This is a genomic window from Pseudobdellovibrio sp. HCB154, from assembly GCF_046267985.1.
GTDB lineage: Bacteria > Bdellovibrionota > Bdellovibrionia > Bdellovibrionales > Bdellovibrionaceae > Pseudobdellovibrio.
Map to the genome: position 1 here is coordinate 549,292 of NZ_CP176530.1, position 26,134 is coordinate 575,425.

Annotated in this window: 23 protein-coding genes; 21 read left to right on the plus strand and 2 right to left on the minus strand. The window is 40.1% G+C overall.

What is annotated here, in order from left to right; all coding sequences use genetic code 11:
- Window positions 1-19: 19 nt before the first annotated feature.
- The 12 genes from flgK (at window position 20) to ACKWCF_RS02840 (ending at window position 16,057) form a co-directional block, all read left to right on the plus strand.
- Window positions 20-1,438, plus strand: a complete 1,419-nt coding sequence (gene flgK / locus ACKWCF_RS02785) for a flagellar hook-associated protein FlgK (RefSeq protein ID WP_409479175.1) — start codon at window positions 20-22, stop codon at window positions 1,436-1,438.
- Window positions 1,439-1,448: 10 nt separating this feature from the next.
- The gene (gene flgL / locus ACKWCF_RS02790; protein WP_409479176.1) at window positions 1,449-2,528 is read left to right on the plus strand and encodes a flagellar hook-associated protein FlgL; all 1,080 of its coding nucleotides are present in this window, start codon (window positions 1,449-1,451) and stop codon (window positions 2,526-2,528) included.
- A 151-nt stretch (window positions 2,529-2,679) separates the two neighbouring features.
- Window positions 2,680-2,910: a carbon storage regulator CsrA gene (csrA, locus tag ACKWCF_RS02795; protein ID WP_409479177.1), complete on the plus strand. Its 231-nt coding sequence runs from the start codon at window positions 2,680-2,682 to the stop codon at window positions 2,908-2,910.
- Between the two features lie 174 nt (window positions 2,911-3,084).
- Entirely contained in the window at window positions 3,085-3,618 is a 534-nt protein-coding gene (fliW, locus tag ACKWCF_RS02800; RefSeq protein ID WP_409479178.1) for a flagellar assembly protein FliW, read from the plus strand.
- A gap of 259 nt (window positions 3,619-3,877) precedes the next feature.
- The gene (locus ACKWCF_RS02805) at window positions 3,878-4,519 is read left to right on the plus strand and encodes a hypothetical protein (RefSeq protein WP_409479179.1); all 642 of its coding nucleotides are present in this window, start codon (window positions 3,878-3,880) and stop codon (window positions 4,517-4,519) included.
- A complete protein-coding gene (locus ACKWCF_RS02810) occupies window positions 4,519-5,892 on the plus strand; it encodes a glycosyltransferase (RefSeq protein ID WP_409479180.1) in 1,374 nt (457 codons plus the stop codon). The genes ACKWCF_RS02805 and ACKWCF_RS02810 overlap by 1 nt, the downstream gene beginning before the upstream one ends.
- A complete protein-coding gene (locus tag ACKWCF_RS02815; protein ID WP_409479181.1) occupies window positions 5,889-7,658 on the plus strand; it encodes a DUF2334 domain-containing protein in 1,770 nt (589 codons plus the stop codon). The genes ACKWCF_RS02810 and ACKWCF_RS02815 overlap by 4 nt, the downstream gene beginning before the upstream one ends.
- Window positions 7,655-9,379, plus strand: a complete 1,725-nt coding sequence (locus ACKWCF_RS02820) for a hypothetical protein (protein WP_409479182.1) — start codon at window positions 7,655-7,657, stop codon at window positions 9,377-9,379. Before ACKWCF_RS02815 ends, ACKWCF_RS02820 begins: the two co-directional genes overlap by 4 nt.
- Before the next feature lie 11 nt (window positions 9,380-9,390).
- Window positions 9,391-10,656, plus strand: a complete 1,266-nt coding sequence (locus ACKWCF_RS02825) for a glycoside hydrolase family 113 (protein ID WP_409479183.1) — start codon at window positions 9,391-9,393, stop codon at window positions 10,654-10,656.
- Window positions 10,657-10,679: 23 nt separating this feature from the next.
- Window positions 10,680-14,321, plus strand: coding sequence for an ABC transporter transmembrane domain-containing protein (locus ACKWCF_RS02830; protein ID WP_409479184.1), 3,642 nt, complete (start codon window positions 10,680-10,682; stop codon window positions 14,319-14,321).
- Window positions 14,322-14,391: 70 nt separating this feature from the next.
- Entirely contained in the window at window positions 14,392-15,432 is a 1,041-nt protein-coding gene (locus ACKWCF_RS02835) for a hypothetical protein (RefSeq protein WP_409479185.1), read from the plus strand.
- Window positions 15,433-15,742: 310 nt separating this feature from the next.
- A complete protein-coding gene (locus ACKWCF_RS02840) occupies window positions 15,743-16,057 on the plus strand; it encodes a hypothetical protein (RefSeq protein ID WP_409479186.1) in 315 nt (104 codons plus the stop codon).
- Here the strand turns inward: ACKWCF_RS02840 and ACKWCF_RS02845 are convergent, their stop codons facing one another.
- Entirely contained in the window at window positions 16,058-17,239 is a 1,182-nt protein-coding gene (locus ACKWCF_RS02845; protein ID WP_409479187.1) for a DNA recombination protein RmuC, read from the minus strand.
- 88 nt (window positions 17,240-17,327) lie between these two features.
- Here ACKWCF_RS02845 and ACKWCF_RS02850 point away from each other — a divergent pair, with 88 nt between their 5' ends.
- The 4 genes from ACKWCF_RS02850 to ACKWCF_RS02865 are packed head-to-tail and all read left to right on the plus strand — an operon-like array spanning window position 17,328 to window position 20,765.
- Complete coding sequence (locus ACKWCF_RS02850) at window positions 17,328-17,579, plus strand: hypothetical protein (RefSeq protein WP_409479188.1); 252 nt, start codon at window positions 17,328-17,330, stop codon at window positions 17,577-17,579.
- Window positions 17,580-18,464 (plus strand): 1,4-dihydroxy-2-naphthoate polyprenyltransferase, encoded by an 885-nt coding sequence (locus ACKWCF_RS02855; protein WP_409479189.1) that lies wholly within the window; start codon window positions 17,580-17,582, stop codon window positions 18,462-18,464. It abuts the gene before it with no gap.
- Entirely contained in the window at window positions 18,464-20,476 is a 2,013-nt protein-coding gene (locus ACKWCF_RS02860; RefSeq protein WP_409479190.1) for an AMP-binding protein, read from the plus strand. Before ACKWCF_RS02855 ends, ACKWCF_RS02860 begins: the two co-directional genes overlap by 1 nt.
- Window positions 20,454-20,765: a hypothetical protein gene (locus ACKWCF_RS02865; protein ID WP_409479191.1), complete on the plus strand. Its 312-nt coding sequence runs from the start codon at window positions 20,454-20,456 to the stop codon at window positions 20,763-20,765. Before ACKWCF_RS02860 ends, ACKWCF_RS02865 begins: the two co-directional genes overlap by 23 nt.
- A gap of 373 nt (window positions 20,766-21,138) precedes the next feature.
- Here the strand turns inward: ACKWCF_RS02865 and ACKWCF_RS02870 are convergent, their stop codons facing one another.
- Window positions 21,139-21,582, minus strand: a complete 444-nt coding sequence (locus ACKWCF_RS02870; protein ID WP_409479192.1) for a YkgJ family cysteine cluster protein — start codon at window positions 21,580-21,582, stop codon at window positions 21,139-21,141.
- A gap of 36 nt (window positions 21,583-21,618) precedes the next feature.
- Here ACKWCF_RS02870 and ACKWCF_RS02875 point away from each other — a divergent pair, with 36 nt between their 5' ends.
- From ACKWCF_RS02875 to ACKWCF_RS02895, 5 genes are read left to right on the plus strand one after another with little or no spacing between them, the layout of a single operon-like run.
- Window positions 21,619-22,587, plus strand: coding sequence for a polyprenyl synthetase family protein (locus ACKWCF_RS02875; protein WP_409479193.1), 969 nt, complete (start codon window positions 21,619-21,621; stop codon window positions 22,585-22,587).
- Window positions 22,584-23,678, plus strand: coding sequence for a UbiA family prenyltransferase (locus tag ACKWCF_RS02880; RefSeq protein WP_409479194.1), 1,095 nt, complete (start codon window positions 22,584-22,586; stop codon window positions 23,676-23,678). Before ACKWCF_RS02875 ends, ACKWCF_RS02880 begins: the two co-directional genes overlap by 4 nt.
- On the plus strand, window positions 23,679-24,374 hold the full coding sequence (locus tag ACKWCF_RS02885; protein WP_409479195.1) for a class I SAM-dependent methyltransferase: 696 nt from the start codon (window positions 23,679-23,681) through the stop codon (window positions 24,372-24,374). It abuts the gene before it with no gap.
- Entirely contained in the window at window positions 24,364-25,269 is a 906-nt protein-coding gene (locus ACKWCF_RS02890; protein WP_409479196.1) for a hypothetical protein, read from the plus strand. The genes ACKWCF_RS02885 and ACKWCF_RS02890 overlap by 11 nt, the downstream gene beginning before the upstream one ends.
- Before the next feature lie 4 nt (window positions 25,270-25,273).
- Window positions 25,274-26,125, plus strand: coding sequence for a PP2C family protein-serine/threonine phosphatase (locus ACKWCF_RS02895; RefSeq protein ID WP_409479197.1), 852 nt, complete (start codon window positions 25,274-25,276; stop codon window positions 26,123-26,125).
- Window positions 26,126-26,134 lie beyond the last annotated feature (9 nt).

Below are 26,134 nucleotides of genomic sequence, written 5' to 3' on the forward strand. Positions count from 1 at the left end.
AAGCTATAAGGGGCAACGGATGGCCAAAATTCATGGGATGATGGATATCGGACGAAGAGCAATGGCGCTGAATCAAACAGCGATCCAAACGACTTCGCACAATATCACGAACAAATCCACTGAAGGTTATTCTCGTCAAACAGTTGATTTCTCGACAAATCCGTCAGTTGGTGAAGGTAAATTTCAAATCGGTACCGGTGCTCGCTTAGCGAATATTTCGCGTGTGAACAACCCATGGATCGAAAAACAATTAGAAGCTCAAAGTTCAAATTTCAGCCGCTTAGATCAAAAAACACAATCGTTAGCCCGTTTAGAAGCAACAATGAACGAGCAAAGTGTAAAAGGGATCAATGCGGCGATCGGTAATTTCTTTAACTCGTTTCGTGAATTAGCAAATACTCCTGAATCAGTTGTGGCACGTACACAAGTGCGCGAAGCCGGTCTTGGTTTAGTTAAACAATTCCAAGAAGCGCATCACCAGATTTTAAATGCACAAACGGATATGAATAAGCAGATCGAATATTCAGTGGCTGAAGTGAATGCTTTGGCTAAAGAATTAGCGATTACCAATGAAAAAATCCAGCGTACTGAAATTGGTGGAGCTAACACAGCCAACGATGAGCGCGATCACCGTGATGCTTTATTAAAAAAACTTTCAGAAAAAATAGATATTTCTTACGCTGAAGATCCTAAAACAGGAATGATTAATGTGACTGCCGGTAAAGCAGTGATCTTAGTTACCGGAACAACATCTTCACAAATTAAAACGGGCCGTGCTCCAAGTGGCGAAACAATGATTCTTCATGAGTTAAGCCCGGGTGGAAGCCAGGTTGATATCACAGAGCGCTTTAAGCAGGGCCAAGTGGGTGCTGCGATTGAAGTACGTGATGTAACAACACAATCAATGATTGATGGTTTAAATGAATTAGCTTTTAACATCGCTAATGAAGTAAACCGTGCGCACCGTGAAGGTTATGACCGCCAAAACGTAGTTGGTGGAAACTTCTTCGGTTTGAATAATCCTAATGATTCTTTTGATGTGAGTAACTGGACAGTTTCTCAGGATATCGTTAAAGATGTCAGCCGTATTGCGGCCGCTTCAAAACCCAATGCGCCTGGCGATAACTCGGTAGCCAATGTAATTCACAGCTTACAAAGCCAACGTTTTATGGATGATGGCAAGTACAGCTTTGATGATTTTTATAACGCTAAAGTGAGTGAAATTGGTATTTTAGCTCAACGTGCGAACAGTGAGTTTGATAGCCAAAAAAACACATTAGAACAATTGCAAAACATCCGCGAAAGTATCAGCGGTGTTAGTTTAGATGAAGAAGCCGCGAAGTTGATTGAGTACCAAAAATCGTACGAAGCATCGGCGCGTTTAGTAAAAACCGCAGACGAAATGTTTGATACAATCTTGAATCTGAAAAGATTATAGGTAATAGGCGATGAGAGTCTCGGATAAAATGAAGCAACATCAAGTTCTGAATAGTCTGAATAAAAACAGATCAGAGCTTTCTAATTTGCAAAATCAAGCTTCATCAATGAAACGTGTGACAAAACCTTCGGATGATCCGGGTGGTGTATCTCGTGTAATGCAAAATCGAACTGATGCGGCCAACATGAGCCAGTTCGAAAAAAATATCTTCTTAGGTAAATCAGTTTTAGAAACGACAGAGTCTGTTCTTGCGCAAATGAATGACGTACTTGTGCGTGCTAAAGAGTTAGCGTTACAAGCGGCGAATGACACGAATAAAGGTGTTCCGCGCGAGATGATGGCCTCTGAGGTTGAGCAGCTTTACGGCTCAATCGTAGAAATGAGTAACCGTCGCTTCGGTGACCGTTATATCTTTGCCGGTCATAAGACGACGCAGCCGCCATTTACTAAAGAGGGCGCGTATTCAGGCGATGACGGCCAGATTCAGATTCAAACAATCGATGGCCAGTTCATGCCGATGAACTTAGTGGGATCGCAAGTATTCTTAGGTCAGGATCTTTCGTACGGCGGAACAGTTCCGCGTGAAGCGAACATTCCTAAGACGGTTGAAGATTTACAAAAATATAAAATCGACCAAATCGAAGCTGAGTTTCAAAGAGACGAACTTCAAGACAGTCACGTTGAAACCCGTGGCCCTGCCAATGTGGGTTCGGTGCAAAGAATTAATGAACGTGACCCGGTAACGGATGCTCGTGGCGTTAACATTTTCCAAACGGTGATGGGCCTGGAAGCCGCACTACGTACGGATGACAAGGTCGGCGTTCAAGAATCATTAGAGTCATTAGACCAAGCCTTAACCCAAATTAACTTGGCTCGTGCCGAGGTAGGTGGGCGCATCAATCAATTAGTTGCTACTGGTGAAGGCATCCAGCGTGGCCTTGTAGACAATAAGGCTTACAATTCGCAAATTGAAGATGCAGATGTATTTCAGGTCATGACAGAAATCAATAAATCCAACCAAACTCTAGAGGCGACATTGGCAACTTCACAGAAGTTCATGAGCCAAAGCCTACTTGACTTCTTAAGATAGACACATTAACTAGACTTCCGCTGAGTTATGTTTAGAGCGATATAAACCGAGAAGGTTATATCAGAATGAGGCTTTACTCCTTTAGGATAAGGTCTGCTGCAAGCAGATCAAAACAAAGGGGTGATTCACAGGGAACAGGGAGTTCTTTTTTATGCTAGTACTTACAAGGAAGTTAGGCGAAAGCATTGCGATTGATGACCACATCAAGATCCGCGTAGTTCAAATCAAAGGTAAACAAGTTCGTTTAGGTATCGAAGCTCCGAAGGACACTAAAATCCATCGTGAGGAAGTGTACCTTGCTATCCAAGATCAAAACCAACAGTCAGTTCAAGTCTCTTCAGATAAAGTTAAGAACATTTCTAAGCTTTTAAAACCTGAATAGTAATTCTGTGCGTTTTTAGATCAAATTTATCCATTCTTAGATTTTTAAGGAAATTTAATAACTTATAGCGTTAAACGCATAAAAAAATTGATGCTCCCGGCATTTAAGGCCAATATTTTGATTAACCGGTTAAGGATGATCGAGTGTCTTAAAAATTAAGCATGGGGGGATGTCGTGATTATTAATACGACTCGTTTCGGTCAGGTAAATTTACAACAAGATGACATCATCACTTTTCCAGAAGGTCTTTTGGGCTTTCAAGATTTACGTAACTTCGTACTTCTTGACGATCCAAATGATGATATCTTTGCTTGGTTACAATCTTGCGAATTACCCTCAATCGCATTTCCTGTATTAGAGCCAGAAATTTTCGGTCAATACTACTCTGTAAATCTAACTAAAAATGAATTAGAACTTTTAAAAATCAAAGCTGATCAAAAGCCTACATTCATGAACATCATCACAATTCCAGATGATCCAACACAAATGACTGCTAACGTGAAAGCTCCGATTGTTATCAATCCAGAAGCTCGCATCGCTCGTCAGTGTGTTTTACAAGATAACAACTTAGCGATCCGCGAACCAATTTTTGTTAAATTACAAAGCCGCGTGGTTCAAAATCCAAACGTTTCAATCAAAGCTTTGTCACAAGGTCTTTCTTGTGCAGTGAAATTAAATAGCAAATCTGAGATCGATCAATCGCTGTAAATAAAATTAAAATTAAAAATGTTAAGAAAAAAGCTCGTGCATAACGAGCTTTTTTTTTGCTCAAGCTTTTGCTTATATTCATCACAAAATTGAAGACTGTACTCCTGCTTTTAAAGGCAATGTGTACTCTGTATGTTTTTTTCTACATACCCTATTTGGGGGCATTGTGGGTGCACCTAAATTAGGGTAAGAATCGCATCCCGCTATGCGTTCACTTTGTGCTCTAGGCACAGTCAGCTTATTTTGTTTTCTTGTTGCGATGAAAGCTTCTGCATCTATTGGCGAAGTGTATTCAGAAACAACTTACGTTCCGCAATTTGGATTACTAACCGAAACGCAAGTGCGCGCTAAATTTTTTCAGTTTGAGCAAAACGTTTTGTATGTCGGTGTGACCTTACAACGCCAGGATAAAATCAAAAGCGACGATCAAGTTCTTTACTCTAAGAATAATCGCATGATGGGTGTGTTAGGTGGTCGCGCACAACTTTGGAAATCACTGACAGCTTTTGCCGAATACCGTACAGAAAAAAGAAGCCGCTTCGGTTTATATTTAGGTGAAATTTTTGAATATCAATTTAAAGAAGTTCCGCTTTTTTCTGAAGTGTATGTTGAATCAGTTGCACTTCCGTCTTTTGATAATAGCCCGGTCACGACCGCTTGGTTTAAACAAGGCTTACGTTATCGGTTGTCTGAAAAATTTATCATCGACCCTTACGCTGAACTTTATTTACGCCATAGCCCAAAAGCTGATCTGGGGCGTGATACAGAGCAAGCCCGTTTAGGGGTGCGTGGTATTTATTTCTTCGGAGCTTACTCTGCGCAGTTATTAGTTTATCAAAGCTTTGAAAAACATGAACGTGACCACGAAGAAGCGCTGTTCGTGTTCGGCGGTGAATTCTAATGGCGATGCTAGAAATGATCTTTATCGCTTTAGCTATCGTTACGGTCTTAGGAGCGTTGGTTTTTACGTTAGACGATTTATTTATCGATGTGCAGGCTTTCGTGCGCGGTTTAAAACCACAACGTGTGGCGGTTGATTACATTGCCAAAATTAAAAGAAATCCACAAAAACAAATCGCCATTCTTATTGCGAACTGGAAAGAAGCTGAAATCATCACACCGATGATTCGTGGAAACTTACGTGGCCTTGAATATAACAACTACGTTTTTTTCTTAGGTGTTTATCCGAATGACAACGCCACGGTTGTTGCCGCTCAAAATTTACAGGCGGCGTACCCAAATAAAATTCAAGTGGTGATTAATTCTCACGAAGGCCCAACGTCAAAAGGGCAAATGTTAAACGAAGTGGCCCGCCAGATTTTTAGTTTTGAGAAAAAATTAGGTAAAACTTTTGATCTGTTTTTAATGCAGGATTCTGAAGATGTGCTGCACCCACATTCGCTCTCTTTATTAAATGAAGTAAGCCGCGATGCGGACTTCGTCCAAATTCCGGTGTTTTCATTTGATGTGCCGAGATCTTCATTAGTTGGTGGTGTTTATATAGATGAATTCGCTGAATCACACACAAAAGATTTATTAGTGCGTGAAGCGATGGGCGCAGCTGTTCCTTCAGCCGGCGTAGGAACGTTATTAAGCCGTCATTTAATATTAGGTATGATGCAGGCCCAGGACGGGTGCTTTTTAAAAGAAGACACTTTAACTGAAGACTACCACTTAGGAATGATGGCAAAAAAGCTCGGCTTTAAATCGAAGTTTGCTTGTGTTCAGTACGAAAAAGAAGATGGCAAAAAAGAATTCATCGCTACTCGTGAATATTTTCCGGATGTCATGTCAGCCTCGATGCGCCAAAAATCTAGATGGACTTTAGGTATCGCCTTTCAAGGAACAGAAAACTTACAATGGCAGGGCCGTCTTGTAGATAAGTACTTTATGTGGCGTGATCGCAGAAGCCCATTCAACAGTATTTTAATTTTACTTTCTGTTATCTTGTTGATTGGCTTTGTCATTCTAGATCAGGAAAACTTCCTCCAAGGAAAACTCTTTCAAGCTTTATTAGGTTTAAATTTATTCAACATGGTTGTGCGTTTAGCGCAAAGAATGCGTGCTGTGGCTTTAACCAATGCCAAACACCATGTGGTGTTGGTGCCGGTGCGCTGGTTTGTGGCCAACATAGTGAATGTGGGTGCCACTTGGAAAGCTTATCGTCAATTTAGTGAAAGTAAAAAAACAGGAAAAAGACCTGTTTGGATTAAAACAGAACATCGTATGCCGGAGCATTTCGGACACGATATTAAGGTTCAGGTAATACAATGAAGAAAATTTCTTTCTTACTCATTACGTTTTTTTTATTCGGTGCATTTCAAGCGCGTGCCGAAGTACCTTGTGTAAATGTGTATTTTGACCGTTCGAAAGAACCATCTTACTGGATGGGAAAAACTTATGCCAATTTGTTACAAAACTTATTAGGGCATTTTCCAAAATACCAACAAGTGGTAAGCCCCATCGAACTTTATAAAAAAGGTGATATCGAAAAATGTCATGCGACGATTTATATCGGTTCTTACTTTAACAACGCGATTCCTTCTGATTTTCACCAAGATTTCGTAGCGACAAAAAAACAAGTAGCTTGGTTAGGTTACAGCATCTGGCAATTAGGTGAATCGTTTGAAAAGATTTTTGGTTATAAATATTCGTATTTAACAGCATTAAATCGTGAGCGCCTAGATTCAACAGGCCGCCCAAGCTTTTTCAAAAACATTCTTTATAAAGGTGAAATGTTTTACAAATACGGTAACTGGAGTAAAAGCGATGTTTCTATTTTCTTAGCTCCGTTCGAGCAGGCGGCACTGGTTCCGACAGAGCCGCAAAAATCTGAAATTTTAGCTCAGGCCCAACAAAACGTAACAAAAGAAATTCTTCCATACGCTTTACGCTCTGGAAACCATTTTTATGTGGCTGATGTGCCATTTAGCTTTATGCACGAAGCAGACCGTTACTTTGTTTTTGCCGATCTATTGTTTGATATTCTAGGCGAAAAACCACGCCACAACGGCAAATATGCTTTAGTGCGCATTGAAGACGTGCATCCGATGATGCCGCTATCTGAACTTTATAAAACAACGAACGTTCTGAAGAACGAAAAAGTGCCTATTCATATTTCGTTAATCCCGATGTACTTTGATCCATTACACCGTGGTGAATCTGGCCCTGAAGGTGATTTAGTCACTATGGATCGTAAAGTGCCGTTCATGCAATTTATCGAAGAGATGAAGCAGAGTAAGGCTTTCTTTATCTGGCACGGAGTGACTCACCAGTACCACGCGCAAAAAAATCCACACGATGGCATTAGCGGCAGTGATTTTGAATTTTTTGATGCTGTTAAAAACCGTCCGATAATCGAAGACAGCCCAAGCTATATCATTAACAAATTAGAAGAAGGTTTTTACACTCTTCAAAAAGCCGGTATTGCGCCGCGAGCCTGGTTAACGCCGCACTACCAGGCAAGCCCCTTAGATTACATTATTTTCGGTAACGTGTTTTCTTGGAACGTAGGCCGTGTGATTTATTACAATCATTCCTACCAAGGTTTACCTTCAGATGAAGAAAATAAAGCTCTTTTATTCGAAACGGCTTTAACGAACGGTTTTAGTTTGCGCAGCAATTACTTTAAAAACCTAGAAGTGATTTACGAATCTGAACGCTGGAGCGGGCAGATGTTTCCTTACGAAATTTACGGTGATATTCACGGTCAGCGTTTAATTCCTGAAAATTTAGGTAACTCTCAGCCGTTTGTGAACGCGCACGTTGTAGTGCCACGTTCAAAAGAAGAAATCGTGGCCGATGCCAAACGTAATTTAGTGCTTCGTGATGTGTGGGCTTCTTTTTTCTATCATCCGTTTTTATTAACGACTTACGAAGACGGTGGCCGCGGAGAATTTCCAGGTGATCCGGCCGAGTTAGAATACATCTTACGTGAGATTAAAAAGCTGGGTTACACATTCATTAGCTTAGAAGATTTTTTAAATAAAAATACAATTAATAAAAGACCGGTACCGGTTTATAAGGAAAAAACACCATGAAATATATGAAGTCTCTTTTTGCAGTGCTATTTTTCGCTCCGTGGATAGCTTCTGCAGCTTTAAATTTAGCTGAGCCCGAAGTTCTAATGGCTAAAGCGCAAGAAAACAGAATCGCTTTACGCGAAGTTTTACTGGACATCGAAATGAATATTCCAGAAATGCGCGATCAACCAACATTTGAAAAATATTTTTTCATGTTAGATGGTTTAGATTCTTTAGCAGTTTCTTTAAAGCTAGATGAAATCTACCCTAAAATGGTCAGCCGCTTAGGCCTTCGTATGACTGGCGTGGGAATGCGTTGGTTGGATGTAACTAAAGATTCTTCAGAGAAGCTTCAGTACTACGTAAAATGGATGGAAGCGGACACCCTAAGCCGTTTCTTGGACACGATTACCTACCAATTAACTTTTGTAAAAGATAAAACACTTTTAGCTGTTATGGCTAAAAATATCGAAGCGATTTTACCAATGGTTGATGAGCGTGCTAGTGGCCAAGTGCAATTAAAATTAGGTTACCGCCGTCTTATCGCTGATGTGGCGATTGTAGTTTTAAGAGATCCTCAGTTACCTTCTGATGAAGTGGCTTTCTGGGTTTCTAAATTAGTTACTCCGGCTTCTGTTTCTGAGTACCTAGAAATTTTAAACCAAGACATTTACGCTTTAACGGCAGAAAACAAAGAAAACGGCCGTGAATACCTAAACCGTCTTTTAATTTTAAAGGCGCAAGTAAACAGCTTTAAAGATTCGGCACCAAGCTGGTTAGGTAATTCGGTAGGTGATGCGATTGTAGAATTATTATTACGCGCAGTGCGTTTTGAACTTATTTTAGATAAGCAGAAATTCACACAGGCTTTAGATGCTTTAACAATTCGCTCAACTCAAAGTTTAATGCAACAATGGACTGCGCAAGAAAAAGTGCCAAGCGCAACTTATTCTGAGTTTTACTTAGCTTACTCACAGGCATTAGTGGCTCATGGCCGTAAACTGTCTATGACTAAAGATACTGATGAATTAGAAAAATGGTTAGCTCGTGCAGCCGTTCCTATTTTAGCTAAAAAATTAAATATCGAAGGCAATTACGCGATCACAGATGAAAAAGGTCAAAAATGGTTTTTCACAGTAGCTTATGCGCGTGAAAACATGTTAGTCGCCGCTTTTGGTTCTGATAACGGCGCTATTTACAAAACATTTTTTAACATCACTTACAGTGCTTCTTTAGGAAGTTTCGTAGCTTCTGAGCGTGAACCAGATACTGACCACCAACAAAATCCACCGATCAAGTTTAACGTAAACGAAAAAGGCCAGATCAAAATCGTTGATCCTTACGTGCGTGTAGGTTCAAACATATTTACAGGTCAAAAAGTGCAAAACTTCACTGATCTATGGGCAACCTTCCAAGGCCCAGTAGGCCCAGTTGATGATGCTTACCAAGGTGAAATCATTCTTCCATCTGGTACGACAATGAAAATCAAATTAATGGTAACTAGCTTTGACGGTTACACCATCGGCAGAATGGATAGTGTTGAAGGTGTCACAGTTGATTTTAATATCGGCACTAAAGGGGCTGATGGAGTTTTAATCCTAACTTCTGGCCGTAATCCGCAAGGTTCGTGGATGCAAATCCGTGGTCATTTAACGCCTGAAGGTTTCAAAGCTTGTGTGATCGTGGGCGGTAAAGCTCAAAATCCTAAATTCACAGTTTTAAAACGTGTTAATAAGTAAGAGGTTATAACGTGAAACAATTATTATTTGCCTGTCTTTTATTTTTTGGAATTCAAAACTCAGCGTTAGCTAGCTATGTCGCTGGTTTTAACTTAACTGAATCAGAAAATTTTATTTACGATGCTTCTGGCCCGAACGAGCCAAAAACTTTGGCTCAATCAGCAGTTGATGAAGCCAAACGTTTAGGTTCAAACCACATTATTTTAAACGTGCGTGCGATTATGAAAGGGCCATTTTCTTCTGAGGTTATTCCGGTAACTCCTCCGGCAGAGCGCGCTCTTGAAGCCAAACGTATGATGAAGTTAATTAAGTATATCCAATCTTTGGGTATGACGGTCGGTCTTCGTCCAATCTTTTTCGTTGTTGGTCCGTACGGAGAATTTCCCTATTCAGAAAAACAGCCCGATGGTTCTTTCAAAGTTTGGTGGCATGGAAATATTCAGCCAAAAGATCCAAACCGTTGGTTTGAGTCTTTCCGTGTGTATTTAGATGTGTATATCACGATCGCAAAATTAGCTAAAGCCGATGAATTCACAATCGGTGCTGAATTATATTCGATGACGGTGGGAATCGAAGACCAATGGAAAGAATATCCTTACGGTTTTCCAGGCCGTTGGTTAGAACTTTTACGCTACACACGCGCAAAACTACCGACAGCACGTTTGATGTACGATATTAACTTTACTGATGATTCTGTCAGTGCTGATGGTATTACAGCTTCTGGTGGTGAATTTGAAAGATGGCGTTACCGTTTAGTTGATTTAGCTAATCCAGCGAACCCAGAAGAAGCAAAAATCTGGAATGACTTAGTTAGCTTCTGGAAAGAATTAGATTCTGTCGGTTTAGATATTTACCGTTCATTAGCTTCGCACAATCAGGATTTATCAACTGATTACAATGTGCTTGTCGGTGAATTAAAAAATCGTTCGGATTCCTACGCGACACAGTTAGACACTGGCTTTATGCAAATCGAATTGACTCTAGATCATCATAAAGAAGCGATCATCAAAGAGATCGGCTTTCGTTCTGTTGATCGTGGCTTTATTGATCCGTTTGCTTATGCGGGGACTGGTCTTGTGAATATGAATCACCAGGCAGCAGCTTACCAAGCGGTTTTTGAGTCTTTCTGGGCTCCAAACTGGCCATGGTTTAAGGGTATTAACTTTTGGGACATCGCAGTGGATCCTTCAAGACAAGGCCCATCTGACAATGGGTTTTCTCCTGTTGGAAAATCTAAGACTGAAGAAATTGTAAAAGATTATTACTTGAAAAATTAAAGGGGTGCTGACATTCTCGTCAGATGCCACTTAAAAAACTGATTTTTTCTCAAGCCTCTGGGTTGATCGACCTTGGGGCTAAACGTCTTGTAGATGCTAATGATAAGCTGGAACTTCCCGAGCTTTTAAGTGCCTATAATCCTGAAATCGACAATCCTAACTTGGATTGGTCTTCAAATAAATCTCTTTATAAAAGTTTATTCCGTGTCAATAAATCGATCCTGATGAATTCGGTGTTCTTTCAGGTGATTGCCAGTTTATTTTCTTTTGCGACACCGATTTTAATTCACCAATTTATTTCTGGCCTAGAGCAAAACAACTGGTCGACAGAACACATGTGGGTGTTATTAGCCTATGCTGTGGGTTTTGGTTTATGCGGAGCTGGTAACGGGATTGCGATTCAGCATTACTTCTTTCATACGCTCAATTTCTTTCAGGTCACAACAAACATCGTGAATAAAAAAATCTTCACGCATGCGCTAAAACTTTCTTCACGTGGAAAACAAAAATACCAAGTGGGCGATATCGTAAACTTTATGAGCTCTGATACAGACTCATTAGGTGATGCAGCCATTGTGACGATCGACTTATCAAATGCGGTTTTATTATTAGTCGGTTGTTCGGCGTTGTTATTTTATTATATCGGCTGGTCAGCGATTGGCGCGGTTGTAGTGATGGCCATTCTTGTGCCATTAACACAACGCCTAGCTAAAAAATTCGTGCATATGGAAGAAGAGATGATGGCTCAGCGAGATAATCGCATGACGCTGATGACTCAGATTCTAAATTCAATCCGTGTGGTAAAATATTTTTCATGGGAAAAAAGTGTTCAACAAGAAGTGGGCGATGTTCGTGACAAAGAAATTTCGGCCCGTTTTAAATTAGCGAAATCCGAGATTCTTTGGGGCTTGTTATACGCTTCTATTTCTACAGTGGTTCTTTTCGTAGCTTTAACGATTCACTATTACCGCGGTGAAAAAATTGACCTAGCTTTAGTTTTAACGTGTATTTCTATTTTCTCGTTAATGGAAGATCATTTCGGTGGTTTATCACGCTTTATCAGCCGTTTTATGAACGTGTTCGTGAGCGGTCGCCGCATCACTGACTTTTTAAAATCTGAAACGGTAGATAGTTTTTCTCCGCCACCGGCTTCTGATGAATTAGCCGGTGAACATGTCGTGGTTAAAGATTTACATTTTGGTTACGACGATAAAGTGCCTTTATTTAAAGATCTATCGTTTTCACTTAAGCAAGGTGAATCTTTAGCGATCATCGGCGCAGTAGGCTCTGGTAAGTCGACATTGCTGCAACTTTTCTTAAATGAAATTGCACCTACCAGCGGAACTTTACATTTAGCGGATAAGCACCGTAAAGCCTATATCCCACAAGAAGCGTATATCGTAAATTCAACACTGAAAGAAAACTTATTCTTCGGCGAAGAACAGGATCAAACGTTATTGGACCGTGCGATTCATCTTTCATGCTTACGCGCTGATATTAGCTTATTACCAAAAGGCACTGAAACTGAGATCGGTGAAAAAGGTGTGAACTTATCGGGTGGTCAAAAACAACGAGTCAGTTTAGCCCGCGCGGTTATTGCAAAACCTGATGTGATTTTATTAGATGATCCGTTATCGGCTGTTGACCCGCACACTGAAAAATTATTGTGTGATCAATTAATTTTCGGTGAATGGAAAGATAAAACGCGCATTATGGCGACCCACCGTATTTCGCACCTAAACCGTTTTGATAAAATTCTATTTTTAATTGATGGTAAATACCAAATCGGTAGTTATGCTGAACTTTACGAAAAATCAGCAGAGTTTAGAAATTACCTAGAGATCGAACAGCAAAATCAAAAGCACGAATTAGAAATTCAAAAATCGGGTCAAGTGTCTTCGGGTGGAGAAACGAAATCTGATAGTGATGGCCGTGTAACGGTTGATGAAGACCGCGAAGTGGGATCGGTGCGTGCCGGCCTTTACTGGAGCTACATTAAAGCTTTAGGTGGCGATAGCCCGAAACGTAATTTCTTTATTGCCTTATTATTCATTGGTGCGATCGTGCATGTGACAGCGCCGATGATGCAAAGAGCATGGCTTACGCAAATGAGTGGTAAAGTCGATGCGATGGTTTTAGTTTTAGGTTACGGGGCGTTTGGCTTATTCACGATGTTATTAACATTTATGAATAACTACCAATGGACATACCGCGGGGTAAACGCAGGCCGTTTAATGCATGATAAAATGCTTAAGTCGGTGTTACGCAGTCAGATCAGATTTTTTGATAGCACACCGATTGGTCGTATTTTACAAAGATTCTCGCGCGACATTGAATCGGTCGATATTCATTTGCAATGGACTTTCGATAATGCGATTCACTCGTTATTCAATGTTCTTTCAGCGTTCGTCTTAATCGTCGTAGCCCTGCCAGTAAGCCTTGTCGTGTTAACGCCGGTCTTTTTTGTTTATTACTCGATCCAAAACCGTTACCGCCGCGTAGCTCGTGAAGTAAAACGTTTAGATTCAACAGCTCGTTCACCACGTTATGCACATTTTAAAGAAACGCTTCAGGGTTTAACGGTGATTCGTTCTTTCAAATCGCAACAGTGGTTTATGAAAGAGTTTTTGCAAAAATTAAATTACTCGACAGAAATGTTTTACACGCACTACATGGTGAATCGTTGGTTCTCGTCACGTTTACCGTTAATTGGTGCTACGATTTCAATGACCACGGCGATGGCCGTGATCTACGCAAGCTCTAAAGGCTGGTTAACCGCAGGACTTGCGGGTCTTGTGACGTTATATGCTTTAGAATTTTGGCGCCATCTTAACTGGGGCGTTAGAATTTTCTCTGATCTTGAATCGCGTATGACATCGGTTGAGCGTTTAGAGTTTTATACGAATTTACCAGCTGAACAAGATGACGTGAACACCGCTGATTTTGCCAAAGCACATCCACAATGGCCAGCTTCAGGCAAATTAGAATTTAAAGATGTTTTTGTAAGATACGCTGATCATTTGCCTGATGTTTTAAAAGGTGTTTCATTTGCCATTGTCTCAGGGGCTCGCGCCGGTGTTGTCGGTCGCACAGGCTCTGGTAAATCAACATTGTTTCAAGCGGTGTACCGTTTTGTGAATTTTCATAAAGGTGATATTTTAATTGATGGCCTTTCAATTAAGACTGTTCCGTTAGAATTACTTCGCCAAAACTTAGCGGTGATTCCGCAAGATCCATCATTATTTATGGGAAGTCTTCGCGGTAATATCGACCGCTATTCACAAAAAACGGATGCTGAAGTTTGGTTAGTGTTAGAAAAAGTGGGATTAAAAAACTTTGTGCAAGGTTTACCGGGCCAATTAAGTTATCACGTCACTGAAAGCGGATCGAATTTATCACAAGGCCAGCGCCAGTTAATCTGTTTAGCACGTGCTCTATTAATGAAAGTAAAAATTATTTTCTTAGATGAAGCCACAGCCAGCGTTGATTTAGAAACCGATGCGCTTATTCAAAAAGTGATTCGTACATCTTTAGATGGCATAACACTAGTGACGATTGCCCACAGGCTTTCAACACTTAAAGACTACGACCAAATTATCGAGCTGCAAAACGGCCAGGTGGTCAGATCCGGCGCACTCCGAACGACGGATTTAGAATCTAAATAATATCCCGACAATTCTGTCAGCCCCTTTGCTTGAAGATTCCTTCGAGAAAATAAAGCAAAGGGGAAAACCAATGAAACATAAAACTTTTATCAAAGTTCTAGCCGTAGCTCTTGCAATGACCGGCTGTAAAGTCCAAAAAAAATCAGAAGCCGCTGCTGTTAAAGCAGCGAAGACAAAGCCTGCGAATACGCAACCTAAGCAGGTAACGAATCGTGAATTGCGCTTAGAGGATGTCTTCGTTGAATTCGAGGGCCAAGCGCAGCCGAATGTTTATAATATGATTCTTTCGTGGCCCGAAACACGCGACCGCGTACGTATCAGCGTAGATGGTCAGGTGATGTTTGCTGTTAACACCACAGAAAGACAAACCGAAGCCGTAGCAAATCTGCAGGGCGGCCGTAAAGTCGCAGTACTAGTTGAAATCTTAGATCAGCAGTATCACATCATTACTTCTGAAACCCGTGAATTAGAAGTTCCGAAAGATTATGTGTTTCCGAATCAGTTTACATTAACCAACCATATGAAAATTCCAAATGAGCGCGTTTTTCTTAATAACTCAGTAGTGACAACTGGGAATTTTAATCTTGAGATTCAAACGAAAAAATTAATTGTTTTAAATCGGTCAACAATTCAAGGCTTCATTCCAGGTGCAAAAGCTGCTCACGGTAACGATGGCCGTAGCGGTGGTTTAATCAGCATCGAGGCCGAATACGCTGAAGGTGAACTGACATTCACTATGAACTCCGAAGCGGGTGGCGATGCTCTAATGGGTTATTACATGATGATTTACGGTTCAAGCAATGAACATGTCGTATGCCCTTTGGGAACTAACGGTTTTACAGCCGGACGTAACGGTGATCTAAAATTGAAAATTAAAGATATTTCCAATTTCCGTCATTATCCACAAGAAACATTGAGTGATGGCGGAAAAACCGCACCCATCATACAAAATAAAGAAAGCATCAACGGCTATCCACAAATGCCATCACACAAGATGTTTGGTGGTAAACATTACGACTGCCCTAAAAGACCGAGTCCGGGCGGTGGCGCTCAATTAGGAAAAATCTGCCAGACGTTCTCTGGTCAAGTGCCAGCGCAGGGCTGTGAATAATCATATATTCGACTTAACAGTGCATTATAATGCGCATTTGACAAACTGTGCATTATAATGCACAATGCAAGGTAGGTCAGTTTGAAATATGACGTTGTAAAAACGCCGGAGTTCGATACCTGGCTTGAACGACAGCAACCTAAAGTTCGAACTATGGTAAAAGCTCGATTAGACTTGATTTCGATTGGTCATTTTGGTGACCATAAGCGCTTCGAGGGGTTGCTTGAGTTAAGGTGGCGTAACGGAATTAGAGTTTATACATTTATCTGGGATTCAACGGTCGTTGTGGTTATTAACGGAGGTAATAAAAATGGGCAAAGTCGTGATATCAAAAAAGCCAAAAAAATCAAAAGCGAAATTATTGAAGGCTCATACTCCGTTTGTAAGTAAAGAGCTTAAAGACCCTCAACTCGTAGTTGATACTTTGTTAGAATGTATTCGTAGCGGTGATACAGAATCATTTCGCGAAGTTTTAATCGCGCATCTGATGACTGTGAATAAAACTGACTTTGCGAAAAAAGCCGGTTTAGGCCGAAGAACTTTATATGCTCTGATTGATTCAAAAAAAGAATTCAATCCAGAGCTTTCAACAATTTCAGCGATTATTCAGTCAATCGCGGCGTAATTACTCAAGCGGAGCCGGTAAAGTTTTATCGGCTTTAGCACCAAGCTCTTTTAGTTTTTCAACTTGTGAGATTAAATTTCCACGTCCAGTAAAAACTTTTCCCATAATGTCAGCATGAACTTTTTGCGTTGAATTTAAACGTTCACCTAAAGTTTCTAAATCTTTGACGATGCCCGCAAATTTGTCATACAGCTCACCACCGCGTTTAGCGATATCAAGTGCGTTTCTTTGCTGTTTATCTTGTTTCCATAACGCTGCCACGGTTCTTAGCGTAGCTAATAAAGTTGTAGGGCTTACGATGGCCACATTCTTTGTCCAAGCTTGTTCGAATAATTCTGGTTTTAATTTAAACGCTAAAGCAAACGCTGGCTCAAGTGGCATAAATAACATCACGAAATCAGGTGATACGATTTCATTCGCTAAGTGGTATTTCTTTTCAGATAACCCTGCGATATGGCGTTTTAATGATTCGATATGAAGGTCAGCATGCTTTTGGCGAATAACTTCATCCGTAGCTGAGCTGTAGCCTTCGTAAGCTGATAAGGTCACTTTTGAGTCGATGATAAGGTGTTTTCCGTCTGGAAGTTTAACGATCACATCGGGGCGTAAGATTTCACCTTCAGAGCCACGCACGGTTTCTTGTACAATGTACTCTTCGCCTTTTCTTAGACCTGAACGCTCTAAGATATTTTCTAAAATTAATTCGCCCCAGTTACCTTGGGTTTTGTTTTCGCCTTTTAAAGCGGTCACAAGATTTTGCGCTTCTTTAGACATTGAAGTGTTTAATTCGATCAATTTGCTGATTTCACCACGTAAGTGACCACGCTCTGATCTTTCTTGCGAATAAGTGTCTTCAACTTTTTTCTCGAAATCTTTAATGCGTTCTTTTAAAGGGTCTAACAGGGTCGCTAACTGCTTATGGTTTTGGTCTGTTAATTTTCCTGATTTTTCGTCGAAAATTTTTTGTGCTAAGTTTTCAAACTGCAAAGTCATGCGGTTTTGTAACTCTTGTGTTGTTGTTTTTGATTGTTCGGCTAAAGCTTTTTGCTGTTCGCTTAAGGCTTTTTCAACATCGTACTTATTACGCCAGATTTCAGCTTGAACACGCATCTTTGAGTACACGGCAAAACCGATTACGGCACCACCAGCGATAAATGCAATTACAGGAATAATGTAGTTCATCTTAACCCCTCGAAAGCCCCAGGCTTTGACCCTTAACAATATAAGTTATTTCATTGATAAAAAGCTGCAATTTTTTTAAGTTATCCCTATGAATTTAAAGAAAATAGCTCTAGGTGTTATCGGAATCGTGATTGTTTTAGTTTTAGGATATTTTGTAAAGCAGAACAGCTCAAATACGCGCAAAATTTGTACACCGGTCGCTGAGAAAGTGATCTGCCAGGAATGCACTTGCCCAATGGGTCAGCCAATTCCAACTGGTGTTATGCCAGCTCCTGGAGTGAATTCTTTTGCAGCCTGCCCAGATGGAGCTACGCCAACCTGTAAAGAAGTGGAGAAATAAATGGCGCAGTCAAATTTAAAAGCTTGGATTTTAGCAGCTCGCCCGAAAACCTTATCAGCAGCGGTTGTGCCGGTGATTGCAACTATTGGTTTAGTGCAAAGTCTACATGTACCAATTCAGTGGTGGATTATTGCCTGCGCTTTACTTTCAAGTTTCTGTATTCAAATAGGCACTAACTTTGTTAACGATGCGATGGATTTTAAAAAAGGGGCTGATAACGAAAAGCGCGTAGGTCCTATGCGTGTAACGCAGCAAAAGATTTTTACATTTAAACAAGTGATGTGGATGGCTACAGGATTTTTTGCCCTCGCTATGATTTTAGGTATTCCGTTAGTGATTCACGGTGGAATGCCGATTGTGATTATCGGCGTATTATCGGTGTTAATGGGGTACGCGTACACTTCAGGCCCGATGCCTTTAGCCTATTACGGCTTAGGTGATTTATTCGTTATTATCTTTTTTGGTTTAGTGGCTGTGGGTGGTTTATTTTATTTATTAACCGGCACTTACACATTGGATGCGGTTGTTCTTGGATTACAAGTTGGATTTTTAAGTACGATCTTAATTGCAATCAACAACCTTCGCGATATTCACACGGATAAAGAAGTGAATAAAAAAACTTTAGCGGTGCGCTTAGGCGTAACGGGCGCCAAAGTTTGGATTATCTTCTTAATCGTGGCTCCGTTTTTAATGGGTTACTACTGGTTAAACCAACAAAAATACTGGCTTTATATTTTACCGACGTTGTCTTTGCCACTTGGTCTTTCTGTTATTAAAAAAATTATGAACACAGAGCCTTCGGCTGAGTATAATAAATTTTTAGCTAAGTCGGCTGGTTACGGCATGATTTTTAGTATCGGATTTTTAATCGGGTCATTGATTTAATGAAGTATAACGGTCATTCGCTGCAAGTTTGGGTTCATTATTATGCGCTAAAACGCAGAGTAAAGCCTAATGCGGTGACGAGCGGTGAATCACAGCGTGGTGCTTTAATTAAAATTCAAGATATTGAGGGAAATGAAGGTTTTTCTGATCTTTGCCCTTGGCCAAGTTTGGGTGATCAAACCTTAGATGAAGAATTAGCTTCGCAGGGGCCATTGTATCAGCGCGCCCTTGATTTAGCGTTATTAGACCTAGAAGCGCGTAAGAATAAAAAAGTTTTAGTTACGGCTACGCCGATTAAAAATAATATTCTGATTTCTGATTTTCGCGATTTAAAAGGTGATTTTGATTTTTCGAAAGTGACCGTTAAAATCAAAGGCAACGAACACGTTTATGATTTTGCGAAATTCCTAGTTGAAAACGTAGTTCGTTTTAAAACTATTCGTATTGATTTTAATAACTGCATTAGTGAATTTTTATTTTCAGAGTTTATTCATCTTTTAAGTGAAGATGTTCTTAGAAAAATTGAATATATCGAAGATCCGTTTTTCTTTCACCGTGATCAATGGAATCAGTTTTCAGCTAAAGTAAAGTTGATGTTAGACTGGAAGCAAGCGGAAGAGCAAAACTGGCACTTTCGCGTTTGGAAACCATCGCGCGAAGATAAAATGCAAGCTCAGGATTTCTCAATCACTTCATCAATGGAACATCCGGTAGGAATTGCGCACGGGCTTCATTTTGCACAAATGTACCCAAACAAAACGCATGGCTTTTTAACTTTGTCACACTACGAAGATAGCGAGTTTAACCAGGCTTTCATAGTTGAAGATGATCAATTAACTTATCAAGCTGATGGTTACGGCATCGGTTTTACAACTTTGTTGGGTAAACTGAATTGGATTCCAGCTCTTGATGGCGATAATTTTATTCTTTCTAATCACCGCGCAAGTCTTGCTGAGAAAAAAGATCTTTTTCAAATTAAAAAACAATTCACTGAAAAATTGGCCCCTCGCAATTACGTGTTAATTCCAAGTAGCGGTTCAACGCAAAGTTCGCAAGAGTCTATAAAGGTGATCGCACTCACTGAACAAGCGTTAATTAATTCAGCAAAGCGTGTGAATAAAGAATTTGCTGGCAATGAAAGTTCAGTGTGGGGTTGCGTGCTTCCGCTATTTCATGTGGGTGGTTTAGGTATTTTACTTCGCGCGAATATAGTTGGAGCTACAACTTATTACACATCGTGGGAGAAGTTTTCTCCGGAATGGCTTCACGAAAATAAAGTGACGCATTTATCACTCGTGCCAACGCAGATTTATGAAATCGTTCAAAAAAAATGGGATGCGCCAGCTTACTTACAAACTGTTTTTGTCGGCGGAGCGGCTTTAGATTTAGCTTTAGCCGAGCAAGCCGAAGCTTTAGGTTGGCCATTAGTGCAAACTTTCGGAATGACTGAAACCGCTTCAATGATTGCAGTGAAAAAAAATATTCATGATGAATACTTTGAAGCTTTGTCAGGTGTTGAAATCGGGTCAGAGAATGGCCGTTTTAAAATTAAATCTGATTCGAATGCAGGTTACATTTTAAAATTAAATTTACAGACCCAAGAACTGATCAGTGAAAAACTTTCGCCATGGATTTTAACTAATGACCAGGTTGAAATTTCACAAAACAAGTTTAAATTTTTACAGCGTGAATCAGACTTCGTAAAAATTAAAGGTGAAGGCGTGTCGTTAAACGAACTGCGCCAAATTTTACAAAGAGCAGTTCATTTTCATCAAGCAACAATCTGTGATTTACCTGACGCTCGCGATGGCGTAAGCCTTGTTCTGGTGGTTTTAAAAGGCAATGACCCCGCAACAATCTTACTTAAGTTTAATGCGCAGGTGCGCCCGTACGAGAAAATCTATAGCTATATCGAGGTTGATGAAATTCCTGTGACGGATTTAGGTAAAATCAAATACACTCTATTGAAAGACTCACTAAAGGATCTTTATGTTAAAAAATTACACTCCTAAATTTACTAAAGGCAGCCTTTTTATCTGTTCAAAATGCGGTAAGGATTTTTCTGATCCAAAACCTGAGCGCGCCGAAAAATTAAAGTCTGAATTGCGCACTGATTTAAAAGAATTTGATGCTCACAAAAAAATTCGTGTAATGACCAGCGGTTGTCTTGGCCTCTGTGAAAAAGACGAACAAACTTTCGCCTACTACCCAAACTACGGCGAAATGGAAATGTTAACGACCTCTGACGATTTCAAAACCGCCAAGAACGACATTTTAAATTTCATTAAAACAAAAGTTTAAAAATTGTGGTCTCAAAAATGAAAAAGCTACTAGATGGATAACCTAGCAGCTTTTTTGTGACATCTGACATCCAGCTTTCGGATTTAGCAGATCCGGAGAGGAGGTCGCCCATGCAAAAAGTAACTTACTTGAAGTATCGGCGCTTACTTAGAATTTCTAAAGAAGTCCTAAGACTGGTTATGATGGCGTTAGCAATTATCATAGTCATTCGAAGTATTTAGTGATCTAGCTTGTAGCACGTTTGTTCTTAGATCTTGATTTGTAATCAAGACCATTGCCTAGTGGTGATGGCATCCTATGGACAGGAGGATTTAAAATCCTTGTGTGTTCAGATTAACAGGGACGCAAAAGTGGTTAGTGTTATCCGCTTTTTTTAAGTTCCAAAGCGTGAAGCGTTTTCGGCATCTTCAGCAGCTATGGTTTCGATTTCTTCTTTAGACCACAATTTCCCTTTACCGATACCGGGGCAGAAAGATGCAACTTCGCTCTTCCATGCTTTAGGATTAAGAACTTCAGGCCAAAAAGGCCACGTGCGGCATTGGGTTGGGCGGGCTTCGTAGGTTGAGCAGCGCTTGTTTTTTAGGAACATGCAATCAGGGTTTTTAGGGTCTTCTTTAAGGTGCCAAACGCCATCTTTAATATCGCAGTACTGGCGGGTAAAAGCTGCGGTAGAAATGTTCAGATGTTTTGCAAACCGACGACGATCTTCTAGAGTTAAAAATACGAAACCGAACTCACCGTGCGAAGTGCAGCAGTTGCCTGATCCCTGACATTGAAACTTTAAACCATCTTCGTAAAAGGGGCGTTTTATTGACATGAATCTAGTCTATGTCTATACCGTTCATTTGAACATATGAATTTGAAAATTTTCAGTCCAAAAGACTTTCCAGCTTATTTACCTAAATTGAACTCGCTTTATGACGATTTGTTTGCTGGCGGCAAAGGCTTTAGATCAAAACTTGTGCAGATGGTCAGCAATCCACTGGGATTACCTGCGGAAACTCAACAGCTTCTTTGTCAAACGATCGAATTCATCCACAACGCTTCACTTTTACATGATGATTTAATCGACCGATCACAATTACGTCGTGGTAAACCTGCCGCTTGGACAAAGTATACTCCTGAGTATGCGGTTCTGGCCGGTGATTACTTACTGGCGCGCGTGATGGTCAACTTATCTGGCTTTGGAAATATCAAATTAGTTCAATTCACTTCTGAAACTATTTCTGATCTTTTAGAAGGTGAGTGGTTACAGGATTCAGTGGTCGGAGACTTTTTTGTTTCTTTAGAACAACTTGATCGTATTCATAATTTAAAAACCGCTTCATTATTCAAATGGTGTTTACGTGCTCCCTTTATCGCTGCTAACAACAACGATGAAGAGTTACACCGTACACTTGATGAGATGGGAACGATCTTAGGCCAACTTTTTCAACGTAGCGATGATTTGTTAGATTACAATATTCGTAATGATGAAGGTAAAGCGATTTTAGGCGATCTTAAGTCAGGTTACTTAAATTCATTCGGTGCTTATGTTTCTCGTGGCATGAGTCGTACGCAGATCGATCAAATGGTGAAATCTTCTACCTTAGAAGATTATTACCAGTGTTTTGCTAACGGTGAAAAAGATTTTCAAGGCTTCGTTCAAAGCTTCGATGCCACGAATGAAAAAATGATTCAGCTTTACGACCACCACCTTGTGAATTTAGAAAAGAAAATTCAAAAACCAGGAGTAAGTAGTCAGTCTGCGACTGAACTGATCAAATCATTAAAGCCGTTAACTGAGATTTTATACTGGCGTAGAAAGCCTAAATCATCGTGAGTTCGTTTATTACCCTGAAGAAACAAGATTCAGATTTCCAAAATTATCTTTGGGGTAAGTTTTCGTCGACAGAGCGTGCGCTTCCGCTGACCACATTAAACTTAGAATCACCGGAAGAAACGGTCACTTTTGAAATCGTTAAAAAAAGTGATATCAAAAGACCATCGGCGGCGATCACTTTTTTTGCGCTTATTAAATTTCAAAATTTATTTCTGATTTTGCTTCCGCTTTTTTATGTGTTGGCTAAAAACTTTGTTGATAACCGCTTTCGTGATCCATTCACTTGTGTGATTGCCAGTGTGGCGATGTTATTCTTATTTGCAGCTTTCAATATTCGTAATGATGTGAACGATCATATCTCTGGTTATGACCGCGTGAATATTCCACCGCGTGGTCAATACGCAAAACCCATTAAAGAAGGTTGGATTACCGCAAGCCAGGCTTCAAATATAAGTTGGATTTTAACTTTAATTGCGATGGTTTTGTCTTTTCCAGTGATGCTTCGTCAACCCGAAGAGGCGCGCGTGATCGCCGTATCAGCGGTATTAATTATTGCGGGACGTTTACTTTCAAAAAATTCTTATAAAAACCAACACTGGGGTGAAGTGATTTTCTTTATCCTTGCGGGCCCGGGAGTTGTTTCAGGTTATCAGGTGGCTCTTGGTGCCGGTGTTGATACTGAAGGTTTAGCATTTGGTATTTTATGGGCCTGGGGAATTCAATTCTTGGTTCATTTAAATAACTTCAGTCATATTCTAACAAGTTCACAGGCGGGCATTAAAAACACGATGACGAATGCAGGCTTTGATAAAGCTAAAAAGATTCTCATTTTCTGGTGGGCGGCATTTATCGGTCTTTGGATTGCCTATCACTATTTTTATGCCAGCATCTTTTGGTCATATTTAACGACGATTGTTTTAGTGTTCTGGTCGGTTCCGACGTTTATGAAAATTGCCGAAATTCAATCGCCTGTGGGCTCTGAATTAGGTGATCTTAAAAAAGTGGGTTACAGAAACTTCTTATTGATGTGCGGCCTTATTGTGATCGAGTTCTATTGGTATTTAGGAAATAAAAACGATTGGTTTATCTAAATGGTCGAATTTGTTTTTGCCAATCCCGAATTAGAAGCTAAATACGGTCACTGGAAATCTTTCTTACAAGAAAATTTTAAATCTGAAGACAACTACAAAGTTCAATTTGATGGCGCTATTCCCACGATTTTTGATCCTGAAGGTCGTAAATTTAAAATCGATTTTTTAGGTGATAACCTCAACTATAATAAAGTCAAAAGTTCGGTAAATAAAGAACCGTTAGCAAAGGCTTTAGGAAGTGGAACGAAGGGTTTTAAGTTATTAGATTTATCAGCAGGCCTTGGCGTTGATTCGATTTTTTTACATCAATTGGGTTTTAAGGTGACGGCAGTTGAACGTAACCCGTTAGTTTACATGGCTCTTAAAATTGCCTCTGAGCAAATGCAAGAAATTGAAATCGTGTTTTCAGATTCGTTAAAATTTTTAGAGTCGGTCAATCCCGGTGATTTTGATGTGGCGTATTTTGATCCGATGTTTCCCGAAAAAAAGAAATCAGCTTTACCCAAACAAGAGATGGTCTTTTTTAAAAACTTAGTCGGTACAGACGAAGACGCTTCACAGATTTTTCATTTAGCCATTGAAAAGAAATTATTTAAACGTTTTGTTGTTAAACGCCCATTAAGTGCAGAGTCATTTAAAAAACCTGCGGGCAGCATTGAAGGAAAGATTATCCGTTATGATATCTATGGTCTTTGAGCAATTAAAGTTAACTCTTAAAAGTTTTTCTGTTTTAAAAAACCAACACGAAGCTTTGGTGACTTTAGATTTTGATAAATCACAACGCCGTGAAGCTTTAATGCGTTTATGTTTTTCGCCCATGGCCGCTTGGTTATTAGTTTTAGTTCTATTATTTTTTATTATCAGTCCGTTACGCCATCATTTTTCACTGACAGCGATGTTGGGAATGGAAAACGTAGTGGTGCGCACTTTGCTTGGTACGGATTGGCTGTACGCCGCTGTTTTATCAGGTGTGGTGTTTGTTATTAGTTATTTTACACGTAAAGAATTACTTCTGGTTGGCATCGTGGGATTTTTAATTTCACAAGGCGACATGCACTTATTTTTAGGATTAATGCTTTTAGCCTGTATTGTTTTAGCTCGTATTTTACTTAATTTACACTGGGTGCGCTTTTTAGAAAGCTATTCAAAAGGTGTGTGGCTTGTCACTTGCGGAATCAGTTTTGTGACTTGGGCCTTAGCGGTACATTTTTCATTTGAAATTTACCGTTCGCTTTTACAGGGTGGTTTTTTCGCACAGTCGATGTACGCCAACCGTTTAGAAACGTTTATTTTGGCTGTTTGTCTTTATTACGGTTTAGAATTAGTAGTTCTTTCGGTATGGGGTCATTTCTATACGCAGAAAAATCCTGAACCTTCAGAGTTTGCCATTAAGTATTCAAGTGCGCGTATTCTTAAAAAGCTTTCATTAAGCAAATTATTTAAAGAAGATTTAAAAGACCAAGTGATTGTCACTAAAAACAATCAACGCGTTTATGAAAACGCCGATCTAGACCTTTTGCCTAAGCGACTGGTCGAACTGCACCGTAAAGAAGAATCCTTTTTGACTACAGCGTTATCCTCTTTAACATAGAGGAATGTCTGCTGACGAAATTGCCCGGTTAAAAGCTATCATTCAAATGAAAGATCAGGAGCTCTTGTTGTATAAACAAGAACTGTTGAAATTTTCGCATCAGTTAGACAACGTGATGATCCAGATCTCAAATGATGTAGATCTTCTTAAAAAAATCCAAAAGGTTTTAACGCCCACCGAAATTCCAAGTATTCCTGGTTTTGAATTTAGCCGTAAGTTTGTCTACGGTTCTCGCTATGGCGGGGATTACTTCGATATTTTTGAACACGAAGACAAAATGAAGTTCGGGGTGCTGTTATCGTCATCGTCAGGTTATGCGATGTCGGCGTTATTTTTATCGCTAATTTTAAAAGTCAGCCACCTGATGGAAGCTAAAAAGGGCTTATCTCCAGAGAAAGTCTTAGAGCATATTGGGGCGGAGCTTAAAACCACAGCAAACACAAAAGACGAGACACAGGCCTTTTACGGAGTGATTGATCGTCGTGATTTGACTCTCAATTTTTGCGCAGTAGGCCGAATCAAAGGCTTTATTCAGGCTCCCGATAAAACATTGCAGTTAATTTCTTCGTCATCGCAGGCCTTAGGATCTTCAACAGCGCCTGTTTTTAAATCAGCCAGTGTTGAACTTGAGCCAAAGTCTAGAGTGGTTCTGGTAAGCGATGGGATTTTAGAGGTTTTATCGACCGATCAAATCAGCCAATGTTTGCAAAAACTGGGTGGGGCGTCGCAGGTCCATGACGTTCGTAATGAAATCTTATTGCAGTGTCAGCTTGCGAGCGGCGCTGATACACCGCTACGCGATCAGACTGTCGTCGTGATCGAGGTCAAAGACAGAGTGATAAAACTAGCCAAGTAATTTCTTCTT